Consider the following 12503-nt stretch of genomic DNA (forward strand, 5'->3'; position numbering starts at 1 on the left):
CTTCCCTTTGTAGTTCGTGAATTGAAAACGGATTCTACTCGTGAAAGGCGCTCGCCTCGTTGGCGCGCAGCGAAAGGCAGCCGCGCCGGAATGGCGCGGCTTGCAAGCTTGGTCCCCGCCTGCACGGGAAGCCGGGTCGGGCAATGCCCGGCTCGACGGGTGGATTTAGAACTTGTGCGCCACGCGCGCAAAGTAAGCCGCGCCGTTCAGGCCGAACTGCACGCTCTCGTACTTGAAGCCGTTGTCGGTCTCGTCCGGATTCTGCACGGTCGGATGCACGTTGAAGATATTCGTGCCGCCGACGGTCAGCTTGGTCTTGTCCGTGAACGACCAGGTGAAGGACAGGTCGGCCGAGGTCTTGGCTTCGTAGTGCTGGTTCGGCACCGGCGGGCCCGAGAAAGTGCCCAGGGTCTGCGGACCATAGTGGACGATGCGGAAGTCGGTTTCCAGCTTGCCCTTGGTGTAGTCGAAGTCCAGGGTGGCCTTGCGGCGCGGGCCGCCCTGTTCGATGAACAGGCGCTCGCGCTCGGACAGCAGCACGTCTTCGAAGCCGGCCAGCGCGCTCGGTGCGTGCACGCCGGTGACTTCGGTGCGGCTGAAGTTCATCGCCAGGTAGGTGGCCAGCTTGCCGCCGCCGATGTCCATGCGGTGCGAGGCGGTCAGGTCCAGGCCCTGGGTGCGGGTGTCGATCGAGTTCACGAAGAACTGCGCCTGGCCCACGCCCAGCGCCTGGAGGGTCGTGCCCAGCGCCGGGTAGTTGTCGGCGTCGAAGCGGCCCGACAGCACGATGCGGCCGTCGATGTCGATGTGGTACAGGTCGGCCGTCACCGAGACCGATTTGCTCGGGGTCCAGGTCAGGCCCAGGGTGTAGCTCTTCGATTTCTCTTCCTTCAGCTGCGGGATGCCGGCCGCGTTGGCGACCTTGCCGCCGTTCGGCGCCAGCACCACGTCCATCGGCACGCCGCTGATGAAGTCGGTGAAGGTCGACGAGAAGTAGACCTGCTGCAGCGACGGCGCGCGGAAGCCGGTGCTGGCCGAGGCGCGCAGCAGGACATCGTCGGTGGCCTTGAAGGAGCCGGCCAGCTTGCCGGTGGTGGTCGAGCCGAAGTCCGAATAGCGCTCGTGGCGGACGGCGGCCTGCAGCTTGGTGCGGGCGTTCAGGTCGGCCTCGAAGTCGAGGTAGGCGGCGCTGCTGTGGCGGTCGCGGTTGGTGGCGTCGCCGGGCTGGAAGCCCGGGAAGCCCTGGCTGCCGGCATTGCCGCCCACGCCCACGCCGTCGGCGTCGACGTAAGAGCCCGGCTCGCCGGCGAAGATCTGGTAGTTCTCGGCGCGGTATTCGAAGCCGAAGGCAGCGTTCAGGCCACCCAGGACTTCAGGATAGAAGCGGCTGAAGTCGGCGTTGGTGGTCAGCTGGCGGAAGGAGAAGCCGCCGGCGTCGAACTGCGAGGGGCTGATGCCCTTGCCGCCCTTGCTGAGGTCGAGATTCGCGATCGAGGCGTTCAGCGTGTGCGCGATGTTGTAGCGCATGCGGTTGTAGCCATAGGTCTGCGAGAAGTCGCCGGCCCATTCTCCGATGCGGGTGCGGTAGCCGAGGATGCCGTAGCGGTCGTCGATGTCGCCGTTGATGTAGGGGACGAAGCCGTTCGGGTACATGGCGGCCGAGTTACGCGAGGGGATGTCGTCGGAACCGATGCCGCCGCGCGCCCAGGCGGCCGAGGAGGCGTCGCGGGTCTGGGCGCCGGCCGTCAGGTAGAGCTTGCCCGGTCCCATCGGGAATTCGCCGTTCACGTAGACGGTCTGGTTCTTGACCTTGGTGTCGCCGATGGTGCGCGGGTTGTCCGGTTCGGCGCGGTTGGAGCGGCCGCGGTCATAGTATTCGCCGGTGATGCCGAGTACGCCATCGGCGACCGCGATGCCGCAGTAGGCCGAGGCCAGCCAGTTCTTGCCGTCGTGCTTCGAGTACTCGCCGAAGCCGGCGATCGATTCGCAACCCAGGTTCTTCTTGAGTTCGACGTTGATCACGCCGGCGATGGCGTCGGATCCGTACTGCGCGGCGGCGCCGTCGCGCAGCACCTGCACGTCCTTGATCGCCAGCAGCGGCAGCGCGTTCATGTCGGTGCCGGTATTGCCGCGGTTGCGCGCGCCGAACAGGTTGACCAGGGCGGTGGTGTGGCGGCGCTTGCCGTTCACCAGCACCAGGGTCTGGTCCGAGCCGAGGCCGCGCAGGGCCGCCGAGTCGACCAGGTCGGCGCCGTCAGCACCGGTCTGGCGGGTCGAGTTGAACGAGGGCGAGATGTTCGCCAGGGTCTGGGCCAGGTCGAACTGGCCGCCTTGCTCGGCGGACTTGGTCAGCGGGATGTAGTCGACCGGGACCGTGGTATCGGTGGCCGAGGTGTTGCCGACGCGGCGCGAGCCGACGATGTTCACGCTCTGGATATTGGTGGCGTCGGCAGCGGCCGGCGCCGTGCTCTGGGCCAGTGCGGCGGACGGCATGGCGGCGAGGGCGGCGCTGCCGTAAAAGGCGAGCAGAAGGGATTGACGAATCGCGTTGGGTTTCAAGTGCTGGCTCCTTGGAAAATATTGCATTTCCATGAATTTACCAGCTGGCAACCTGAGGCAATAAGTTAAACGTCTCATAACTACAACAGTGATGCTTATAAGTTGAACTCATATTGTAGGGCAGTCTCATATTGACGCTATTTTGGTACATTGGTAACATGATTGACCATTTTTGGAGGCAGCCATGACCGATCAGGAATTCATCGCCGCGTTCGTCGCCGGGCGTCTCGCGCCGGCGGGATTCGACCACCGCGCCCACCTGCGCGCCGCCTTCCTGCTGCTGCGTTCACGTCCCTTCCTCGAAGCCTGTATCGCGATGCGCGACGGCCTGCAGGCGCTGGCCGGCAAGCTGGGCAAGCCGGACCTCTACCACGAGACCGTGACGGTGGCCTTCATGGCCTTGGTGGCGGAACGGTCGTCCGGTGCGGGCGACTGGGAGGGCTTCATCGCCGCCCACCCGGAGCTGTGCCGGCGCGGGCTGTTGGACAGCTATTATTCGGCGGCGCTGCTGGCCTCCGGCGCCGCGCGCAAGACCTTCGCCATGCCGGACCTCGTCAACGCTGGAGGCAGGCATGGCTGAGAAAGTGACGGTGGAGCGGGTCCAGACCGGCCTGCGCATCGAGAAGCGGATGCTGAAGGTGTTGAAGGGGCTGGCCGAATACCACGACATGAGCCTCGGCGACCTGGTGGAGGGCATCGTCCTGCATGCCTTCGAGGGGAAGAGCGCGTTTGGCGAGGAGAGCCTGTCCCGCATCCAGGATTTGAAACGGATCTACGGGATGACGCTGGAGGCGAAGGATGCGCACCGTTTGCAGGAGGCGGATCCGGATTGAGTTGGGTTAAACGAGCGCACCTGCACCGAATTATCGACGCCGCAGGATTTTTACTGAAGACCAAACGAAGTGCGAATCGAGAGGCAGCTTCTGGCCCGGCTCGGGCTGATTTGGCTATGAATATCCGATTTTCATAACTGGAAGTCGTCGAATTATTTTACACTTATGGTTTTCATTTGCGCCGAATTGATATATCTTTTTGATTTAACTGGTTTTTTTTATTTGGCATGGATATTGCTGAGCACTTTTCGCAACATTCATTCACTTAGGAGATCAAATGAAAACCAGGGCAAACGGGGAATTTTTGAAAGCAAAGATCGCAAAGGCGATACTCGCCGCTTCGATGCTTGCCTGCGTAAGCGGTGCAGCGTCTGCGGCAGTTATGACCTTCGTCGGCATTCCGGGTAATCAGGTAACGCTGGCGAGTTACAATGAAGACGGCATAACGGCAGTATCGACTAACGGTGGCGTTTTCTGGGGCTACCCCAGCGCCGGGCAACTCCATCTGGATCCGGCCGGGTTCGGCGATTCCGACTATGACTTTACGTTCGGTGGCCAGGCTTTCAACCTCGTATCCGTCGATGTATCGTTTGCCAGCTCCAGCGCAATTGGCACCTGGACGGCCTATGATGCTGCGAACAATCTCGTCGCCAGCTATGCCATGTCTGGCACTACGCTTCATACCGACACCGGCTTCGCGGGTTTCGATGGCATTTATCGCGTACATCTGACGAATACCGGAAGTCATTTCAGCATTGATAATCTTACCGTCGCTGCTGCCGATACCAGTGAGGTTCCAGAGCCCTTTAGCCTGGCCTTGCTTGGCATTGGCGCACTGGGCATCGCAAGCAGCCGCCGTAAAAAATAGTCAGCGAATTGCAGGTTGCCCGGCAGGGTGAACGGACCCCGAAAAGTCGAGTGTCACTTTTTGGGGTTTTTCATATAAAACACACGCAGAAGTTCAAACCGGGTCTCAATGACCCTGCATTACCCCATTTGCGAATCCTCTGCCAAAATCATACAAAAAACTCGATGTGGGGAACAGGTAGACAAACGAATCGAACCGGGATTTATTTGCCTGTAACCGGTTCCTGTCTTGCCTTCAAATTTCTGAATTCGGCGAGCAAGGATATGGGATCGGAACCGAACCAGTGCTCGCCAGAGCAAACAAGAAGATTGCAAGTATCCTTTTCACAGGATCTCGTTTTTGATGGCCCAATCTCGTACAGACGCTCTTATTCCTGATGGAATTCTTCCGCTGTCGAGAACAAATCCCAGGCGGCGATGAACAGCGCCGCGATCACCGGTCCGATCACGAAACCGTTCAGGCCGAACAGGGCCATGCCGCCCACCGTGGACAGCAGCACCACGTAATCCGGCATCTTGGTGTCCTTGCCGACCAGGATGGGGCGCAGGAAATTGTCGACCAGGCCGATCACGAACACGCAGAAGAGGATCAGCACCACGCCCTGCCAGATCGCGCCGGTCACCAGGAAGTACACGGCCACCGGCGCCCACACGATGGCGGCGCCGACCGCCGGCAGCAGCGACAGGAAGGCCATCACCACGGCCCACAGCAATGGCGCCTGCACGTGCAGGATCCAGAAGATCAGGCCGCCCAGCGCGCCCTGCGCCATCGCGACCAGCACATTGCCCTTGACGGTGGCGCGGATCACGGTGGTGAAATGGGTGAACAGGCGCTGCTTGTACTTGCGGCTCAGCGGCACCGCGGTCCTGATGCGGCCCGCCAGTGAATGGCCGTCGCGCAGCAGGAAGAACAGCAGGTAGAGCATGATGGTCAGGCTGACCAGGAAGTCGAGGGTATTGCTGGCGAAGTTGAGCGTGTACTTGGCCGCGATCTGGCTGGCCTGGGCGGCGACGCTCGACAGCTTTTCCTGGATGGTGGCCAGGTTGGTGAGGTCGAAGCGTTCCAGCAGGCCGGTCAACCAGTCGGGCAGCACGCCGATGATCTGGCGGAAGTAGGTGCCGAAGTCGATGTGGCCGGTACTGATCATGTTGTACAGCCCGACCGCCTGCTGGACCAGCGAGGCGCTGATCAGGGCCACCGGGATGATCACCATCACCACGATCGAACCCAGCGTGAGCAGGGCGGCCAGGTTGGCTTTCTGGCCGGTGGCGCGCAACAGGCGGCGGTACAGGGGAATGAACAGGATCGCCAGTACCACGCCCCAGAACACCGCGCCCGAATAGGGCGTCAGGATCCAGACGAAGCCGATGGTGACGACGGCCAGGAGGGAAAGGAAGACTTTTTGCTGGAGGGTGTATTGGCTGGCAGGTGGGTTCATACTCTTATGATAACGCCATATGCCGTTCCAGGTAGTCTTCGAAGGCCTCGCGCGGCAGGGCTTTCGCATGGAACCAGCCCTGGATGTAGTCGCAGCCGAAGGCGGCCAGCAGGTCGCGCTGGACGCCGGTCTCGACGCCCTCGGCGATCACTTCGATGCCGAGGCGGTGGGCGAGGCCGACGATGGCCTCCGTCAGCGCCTTGTCGCCGTCGTCGTCGGCCAGCTGGTCGATGAAGGATTTGTCGATCTTCAGGTAGTCGACGTCGAAATGCTTCAGGTAGGCGAGCGAGGAAAAGCCGGTGCCGAAATCGTCGATCGAGACCCTGGCGCCGGCCTCGTGCAGGGCGCCCAGGCAGCGCGAGACCTGGCCGGTGTCGCTCACCAGCACCCCTTCGGTGATCTCCACGGTAATACAGGACGGCAGCTCGGACCGCAGGATGCGCTCCAGCCATGGCAGCGGACCCTGGCGCTCGAACTGCAGCGGCGAGATGTTCACGCTCAGCTCGATCGTGCAATCGTATTTCCGGCGCCAGCGCTCGATGTCGGCGATGGCTTCGCCCAGCACCCAGTCGCCGATCTCGCCGATCAGGCCGGTCTCCTCGGCCAGCGGGATGAAGGTGGCCGGGCTGACCGCGCCGAACTCCGGATGCTCCCAGCGCAGCAGGGCCTCGGCCTTGCGCACGCGCCCGGTGGTGGTCTCGACGATGGGCTGGTAGTGCACGTGCAGCTGGCGCCGCGCCAGCGCCATGCGCAGCTCGTTGGTCAGCCTGAGCTTGAAGGAGGCCTGCTGCTGCAGGGAGGCGGTGAAATACTGGAAGTGGCCGCGCCCGGCGCGCTTGGCCAGGTACATCGCGTGCTCGGCATTCGCCAGCAGGGTGGAGGGGTCGCAGGCGTCGTCGGGATAGACGCTGATGCCGATGCTGGCCGACAGGTAGGCCAGTTCGTCGCTGCCGAGGCCGAGCGGCGCCGCCACCGCGTCGATCAGGGCGCCGGCGACGGTCTCGAGGTGCAGCTGCTGGTCGCCCTGGCCGAGCGCGATGGCGAACATGCCGCCGCCCAGGCGCGCGATGCCGGCGTCGGCCGGGACGCGGCGCACCATGCGCCGGGTCAGCTGGATCAGGGCCTCGTCGCCCCTGGCATAGCCGTAGGCGTCGTTGATGTCCTTGAAGCGGTCGATGTCGAGCAGCAGCACGCCCAGCCGCTGCCCGGCGCCCTGGGCCTTGCGCATCTCTTGCCCCAGGCGGTCGAGGAAGAGGCGCCGGTTCGGCAGGCCGGTCAACGGATCGAAGTTGGTCTGGCGCCAGATGACTTCATCCTTCTGCTTCTGCTCGCCGATGTCCCGGAACTGGATCACATGGCGGTAGATGCGGCCGTCCGGATGGCGGATCACGCGGATGTTGACGAACTTCGGCGTGACGCTGCCGTCCTTGTTGCGGTCCTGGATCTCGCCCTGCCAGTGGTCGCGGGCGGCCAGGGTCCCGCGCAGGCAGGCATAGAAGTCCTGGTCGTGCATGCTCGACTCGAACAGCTGGGGTTCGCGGCCGGCCACCTCGTCCAGCGTGTAGCCGGTCTGCTGCGTGAAGGCCGGGTTGGCGTCGACGATGCGGTTGGCTTCGTCGGTGACCAGCACCGCTTCCGAACTGGTCTGGTAGATCAGGTTCGCCATGCGCATCGATTCTTCGAGGTCGCGCTGGTGGGTCACGTCCTGCACGGTGCCGCTCAGGATCGTGCGGCCGTCCGCCGTGATCGGACTGCACAGCACGCGTATCCATTTGCGGGTGCCGGCGGGGGTGACGATCCGCAGCTCCAGGTCGAAAGGCTTGCCCTCGGTCTCGGCCTCGGCGAGCGCGCGCTCGGCCTGGATCCGGTCGTCCACGACGCAGCAGGCCAGGCAGGCTTCGAGCGTCACCGGGCGGCCGGCGGGCAGCTCGTAGATGCGGATCACCTCGTCGGTCCATTCCAGGTGGCCGGTCGCCGGTTCGAGCTCCCAGGCGCCGATCCGGGCCAGGGAACTCATCTCCGTGAGCAGGCGTTCCTGCCGGCGGATGGTGCGTTCGTGTTCGATGCGCATGGTCACGTCGCGCGCGAAGCCCAGTACGCCCAGGACCTTGCCGTCCGCCTCGACGATGGGGGTCTTGATGGTTTCGTAGGTATGTTCTTTCGCATCCTTCGCCGAGGTCACGTGGGTGTCGTGGGCGAGCGGCTTGCCGTAATCGAGGGAGGCGAGGTCGGTGCTGCGCATGTATTCGGCCGAGGCCGGCGGGAACAGGTCCTCGTCGCGCCTGCCGATGACCTCCTCGCGCGGCTTGCCCACCAATTCTTCGAAACGCGCATTGCAGGCCAGGTAGGTGCCGGCCTGGTCCTTCAGCCAGATCACGTCGGGACTGCTCTCGACCAGGGTGCGCAGCAGTGCCTTCTCGCGTTCGAGTTCGGCGGTGCGGACGCGCACCGCCTTGCGCACCGAGCGCAGCCAGAAGCCCAGCATCAGCACCAGCACGCCCAGCGCCAGCAGGGCCGCCAGCAGCCGTTCGGCGATGCGCATGAAGGGCAGGGGCTTGCCCATCCACTTGTCGTGCAGGGCGCCGAGTTCGGCCGGCGTGATCTTCGCCATGCCGTCTTCGACCATGGCGAGGGTGGCGCCGTCGCCCTTCCTGACGGCGCGCCGCAGGCCGTTGCGCCTGACCTCGAAGGCCCTCACGTACTGGCGCTGCAGGCCGAGCTGGTAGAGCCGGTAGTCGGCCGAGTATTCGTCCATGCACAGCAGCTTGATCGACTGGCGGGCGGCGGCGTCGACCAGGGCCCGGTAGGTCGGGTAGATCCGCACGCCGGTGACGCCCTCGCGCAGCAGCTCCTCGGCGCAGGCGTCGTTGGCCTGTACTCCCACCTCGAAACCCTTGAGGCTGGCGATGTCGTGGATGCCGCCGATCGAGGCGTCGGCGTAGATGGCGGTGGCGACCGTCGCGTAGGCCTTCGAGAAGTCGAGGGTGGCGGTGCGGGCGTCGGTGCGGAAGATGGTGTCGATCACGTCGGCGCGGCCGGCTTCCAGCATCGGCTGGGCCTGGGCCCAGTTGACGGCGACCAGCTCGGCCTTCCTGCCGGTCTTGCGCTCCCACAGGCGCCACAGGTCGACCGTGTAACCTTCCAGCGAGCCGTCGGGATTGCGGTGGACGAAGGGGGGATAGTTTTCGTCCAGCACGACACGAACCGGCGCCGCGCAAACGAGGCCTGGAAGACACAGCACGGCAAGCACGATGACGCGCACGACCCGCATGAACACGCTCCTGGAGAGGCGGGCCAGCTCCGATGGATGGGCTAGCCAGCTTTTGCGAAGATATCATGAAGGACGGTGCCTGCTCCAGAAGCGCGTGACGGCAATCCGCGGCCGGGTCTCAGCCGTCCGGGCCGGCCGGGGGCGAGGGCGGCACGGACGCCGCTTCGCGGGCTTCGCGCTTGCGCAGGCTGCGGTTGGCGGCGACCACGCCGACGCCGACGATCGCCAGGCTCAGCATGGCGCCGAGCGAGGGCGCGGCCAGCCAGCGCAGCGACTGGTCGGGCAGTTCGGACGGCGCCTGCTGGGGCGGATCGGAATCGGTGGGCGTGGCGATAGGAACGGGCGCGGCCTCGCCGGCCAGGAAGGGCGCCAGCTCATGGGCGAAGGCGATCGCGTCCTGCGGCGTCCGGCTCGTCAGGAGGCGGCCGTCGCGCACGGCCTGCTGGTTGCGCCAGATGGCGCCGGCATTCACCAGGTCGTCGCGCACGCCCGGCCAGGAGGTCAGGGTGCGCCCGGCCGCCAGCCCGCAGGAGACCAGCAGCAGGGCCGCGTGCGACATCGCCGCGATCGGCTTGCCGGCGGCATCGAAGGCGCGCACGAACTCGCGCGCGGAGAGAGATTGGCGCAGCAGGTCGGGCGCGATGTAGCCACCGGGAATCAGCAGGCCGTCGTAGTCGTCCGCGCGGACCGCGTCGATGGTCCGGTCGACCCGCACCAGCTCGGCGGGCTGGTGCCCGTTCATGCCGCGGATCCGGCCGGCGCGCAGGGCCACCAGTGCGGATTGCGCGCCCGCGTTCTTCAGCGCCATCAGCGCGGCATCGAGTTCCGCCTGTTCGACACCGTCCGCCGCCAGCACGGCAATCCGCTTGCCGGCGAGTTTTCCGGATCCGTTCATCGTGAGCTCCTCCTTGTCCATCGTCCCTTGTTAGCAGAGTTGGCAGACATGGCTTTAGTTCCGCTTGACCTATTCATAACCGCGTGGTTATACTTAATCCATAACCATGCAGTTATGAATTCAGATGGAACAGACACCCGACACCCCCGACGCCATTTTCAGGACCCTCGCCGACCCCACCCGCCGGGCCCTGTTCGAACGGCTGTGCCGCGAAGGGGAGCAGACCGTCGGGGCCTTGACGGCCCAGGCCGGGATCTCGCAGCCGGCCGTGTCGAAGCACCTCGGCATCCTCAAGCAGGCCGGACTCGTCAGCGACCGGCACGAGGGACGCCAGACCCATTATTCCGCCCGGTTGAAAGCGCTCGCCCCGCTGGTCGACTGGACGCAGCAGATGTCCCGGTTCTGGGAAGACCGGTTCGATGACCTCGATGACCTTTTGAAAAGGATGGACCAATGATGAATGCTTCGCCGCAGCTTGCTCCTGAACTCCGCACCGTCACCGTCGAACGCGAGTTCGCGCATGCGCCCGAGAAGATCTGGCGCGCGCTCACCCAGCCGCACCTGATCGAGGCCTGGCTGATGAAGAACGACTTCGTGCCGGCCGCGAACCACCGCTTCAGCCTGCACGGCGACTGGGGCTCGGTCGACTGCCAAGTGCTCGAGATCGAAGCGCAGCGCAGCCTGTCCTATACCTGGGCCGCGATGGGCCTGGACAGCGTGGTCACCTGGACCCTCACGCCCAGCGGCGCCGGCACCCGCCTGCGCATGGAACAGAGCGGCTTCCGTCCGGACCAGGACCAGGCCTACCACGGCGCCCGGTACGGCTGGAACAAGTTCTTCGCGTCGCTCGACCAGGTGCTGGCGGGGCTGGGAGCGGCGGCATGAGCGAGGCCTCCGTACTGATCGACGGACGCATCGCCAGCCTGCGGGACTGGCGCGGCACCACCCTGGCGCGGATGCGCGCGCTGATCCACGAAGCCATCCCCGATGTGGTGGAGAGCTGGAAGTGGATGGGCACGCCGGTCTGGGAACACGGCGGCATCCTCTGCACCGGCGAGTCCTACAAGTCCTGGGTGAAGCTGACCTTCCTGAAGGGGGCCTCGCTGGACGATCCCGCGAAGCTGTTCAATTCCAGCCTGGACGGCAATGCGCGGCGCGCGATCGACATCCGCGAAGGCGAGGAGGTCGATGCCGAGGCCTTCAAGGCGCTGATCCGCGCCGCGGCCGCGCTCAATGCGTCTGCGAAGACGAAGACGAAGACGAAGCCGAAGCGGGCGAAGGCGCCGGCCTGCGCATGAAGGCGCAGCGCTGCGAGGCGGCCAGGCCTTTCAGGTAGGCGCGGCGCACCGACCCTGCCGTGATGCAGGCGGACACGTGCTTCGAATGCCGCTCGGCGCCGCTGAGCTTGCGCACCCAGCTGCGGAAGGGGATCAGGCCTTCGGCGGTCCGCTGGACCGCGCCGACGGCCTGGTCCTCCGCCACGTCGGACGCCTTGTTCATGAAAGTGTCCTCGTCTTTTGCCGAGGGCGGCGCATCGTAGTCGGGACCGAGCGCCTCGTCGAGTTCGCGGATCTCGCGCGCGATGGCGGTGCAGCTGCGGTTCTCCGGCGGCCGGTAGGGATTTTCCTTGGCTTTCTCGAGCACGGCCGGCACATCCTGTTTCGTGATGCCGAGATCGTTGAGCGGGGCGGCGGCGGCGCTGCCCATCCGCGACACCGTCTTCGAGGCGCAGGCACCCAGGGCGAGCAGGGCGGCAAGCGAGATGAACCTGATGGCCGGATGCATGCTAGCCCTCGGCCGCTCCGCCGACCAGGATGGCCCCATCCTCGACCCGCGCCTGGATCAGGCAATCCCGTCCCGTCGCCCGGCCCTGGCGCAGCACCAGGCCATGCCCCAGCGCCGCGGCCAGCGCGCCGGCCGCGACCCCGGTCGCGCTGTCTTCCAGCGCCGCATCGAGGTGGTTGAAATTGCGGCCTTCATAAACGCCTTCCTCCAAGCGGCAGTAGACATACAGGCCGTTCACGCCGTTCGCCTTGCCCCAGGCCGCGATGCCGGCCAGGTCGGGCGCCAGGCCGTACAGCGTGTCCGCATCCTCCACTTCGACCAGCAGCTTGGGGCTGCCGACCGAGGCCACCCGCGGCCGCGAGGCCAGGACCAGGCCGGGTGCGTTCAGCAGGGCCGCGATCCCGTCGCCGCCGATGGCGGCCTGCGGCACCGTCTGCGGCGCCAGCTTCACGAAATAGCGCCCGTCCTCGCGCGACAGTTCCAGTGCCTGGCCCTTCATGGCGGTGCGCACGGTGATCGCCTGCGCGTCCTGCTCGCGTTCGAGCAGGACGGCGGCCACCGCCAGTGTCGCATGCAGGCAGAGCGGACTGCGCATGTGCGGATAGAAGTAGTCGACCTCCCGGTCCCGGGACAGGAAGACGCAGGTGGTGTTGCGCGCGGCGGCAAAGGCCTGGCGTGCGGCCGGGGCCATGCCGTCGTCTTCGATCACCAGCGCCGGGTTGCCGTCGCCGGGGTGGGCCCCGAAGCAAATCAATTCGTGTACGTGCATGTTCGCAAATGCTGAAGTCGTCAGTTATACTGTGTTTTTATACAGTATTGTCTTTTTCCAAGACCATTGTAGATCTATTTGCCCA

Annotated in this window: 12 protein-coding genes; 6 read left to right on the forward strand and 6 right to left on the reverse strand. The window is 65.1% G+C overall.

The genetic code is table 11. The features are described 5' to 3' along the window. Positions 1-165: 165 nt before the first annotated feature. Positions 166-2493 (reverse strand): TonB-dependent receptor plug domain-containing protein, encoded by a 2328-nt coding sequence (locus AC1DOP_RS20420; protein WP_442123539.1) that lies wholly within the window; start codon positions 2491-2493, stop codon positions 166-168. A 250-nt stretch (positions 2494-2743) separates the two neighbouring features. On the opposite strand from AC1DOP_RS20420, the gene AC1DOP_RS20425 reads away from it, so the two are divergent. The 3 genes from AC1DOP_RS20425 (at position 2744) to AC1DOP_RS20435 (ending at position 4260) form a co-directional block, all read left to right on the forward strand. Further along, the gene (locus AC1DOP_RS20425) at positions 2744-3139 is read left to right on the forward strand and encodes a hypothetical protein (RefSeq protein WP_442123469.1); all 396 of its coding nucleotides are present in this window, start codon (positions 2744-2746) and stop codon (positions 3137-3139) included. Further along, positions 3132-3392 carry a hypothetical protein gene (locus AC1DOP_RS20430; RefSeq protein WP_442123470.1) on the forward strand — a complete coding sequence of 87 codons (261 nt, stop codon included), beginning with the start codon at positions 3132-3134 and terminating at the stop codon, positions 3390-3392. The genes AC1DOP_RS20425 and AC1DOP_RS20430 overlap by 8 nt, the downstream gene beginning before the upstream one ends. Positions 3393-3669: 277 nt before the next feature. Continuing rightward, a complete protein-coding gene (locus tag AC1DOP_RS20435) occupies positions 3670-4260 on the forward strand; it encodes a PEP-CTERM sorting domain-containing protein (protein WP_442123471.1) in 591 nt (196 codons plus the stop codon). Positions 4261-4627: 367 nt separating this feature from the next. On the opposite strand, the gene AC1DOP_RS20440 is transcribed toward AC1DOP_RS20435, so the two are convergent. The 3 genes from AC1DOP_RS20440 to AC1DOP_RS20450 all read right to left on the reverse strand — a co-directional run bounded on the left by AC1DOP_RS20440 (position 4628) and on the right by AC1DOP_RS20450 (position 9864). Further along, positions 4628-5698 carry an AI-2E family transporter gene (locus tag AC1DOP_RS20440; protein WP_442123472.1) on the reverse strand — a complete coding sequence of 357 codons (1071 nt, stop codon included), beginning with the start codon at positions 5696-5698 and terminating at the stop codon, positions 4628-4630. 4 nt (positions 5699-5702) lie between these two features. Then, complete coding sequence (locus AC1DOP_RS20445) at positions 5703-8969, reverse strand: EAL domain-containing protein (RefSeq protein WP_442123473.1); 3267 nt, start codon at positions 8967-8969, stop codon at positions 5703-5705. A 118-nt stretch (positions 8970-9087) separates the two neighbouring features. Beyond that, complete coding sequence (locus AC1DOP_RS20450; protein ID WP_442123474.1) at positions 9088-9864, reverse strand: type 1 glutamine amidotransferase domain-containing protein; 777 nt, start codon at positions 9862-9864, stop codon at positions 9088-9090. A 124-nt stretch (positions 9865-9988) separates the two neighbouring features. Between AC1DOP_RS20450 and AC1DOP_RS20455 the strand changes: the two genes are divergently transcribed. From AC1DOP_RS20455 to AC1DOP_RS20465, 3 genes are read left to right on the forward strand one after another with little or no spacing between them, the layout of a single operon-like run. Then, the gene (locus AC1DOP_RS20455; protein ID WP_442123475.1) at positions 9989-10321 is read left to right on the forward strand and encodes an ArsR/SmtB family transcription factor; all 333 of its coding nucleotides are present in this window, start codon (positions 9989-9991) and stop codon (positions 10319-10321) included. After that, complete coding sequence (locus AC1DOP_RS20460; RefSeq protein ID WP_442123540.1) at positions 10321-10749, forward strand: SRPBCC family protein; 429 nt, start codon at positions 10321-10323, stop codon at positions 10747-10749. Before AC1DOP_RS20455 ends, AC1DOP_RS20460 begins: the two co-directional genes overlap by 1 nt. Next, entirely contained in the window at positions 10746-11162 is a 417-nt protein-coding gene (locus AC1DOP_RS20465) for a DUF1801 domain-containing protein (RefSeq protein WP_477253023.1), read from the forward strand. Before AC1DOP_RS20460 ends, AC1DOP_RS20465 begins: the two co-directional genes overlap by 4 nt. Here AC1DOP_RS20465 and AC1DOP_RS20470 read toward each other — a convergent pair. Beyond that, on the reverse strand, positions 11095-11649 hold the full coding sequence (locus AC1DOP_RS20470) for a hypothetical protein (protein ID WP_477253025.1): 555 nt from the start codon (positions 11647-11649) through the stop codon (positions 11095-11097). The two genes, AC1DOP_RS20465 and AC1DOP_RS20470, sit on opposite strands and share 68 nt — an antisense overlap. Before the next feature lies 1 nt (position 11650). Beyond that, entirely contained in the window at positions 11651-12418 is a 768-nt protein-coding gene (locus tag AC1DOP_RS20475) for a PhzF family phenazine biosynthesis protein (protein WP_442123478.1), read from the reverse strand. Positions 12419-12503: the final 85 nt, after the last annotated feature.

Source organism: Massilia sp. 01N410, from assembly GCF_056399665.1.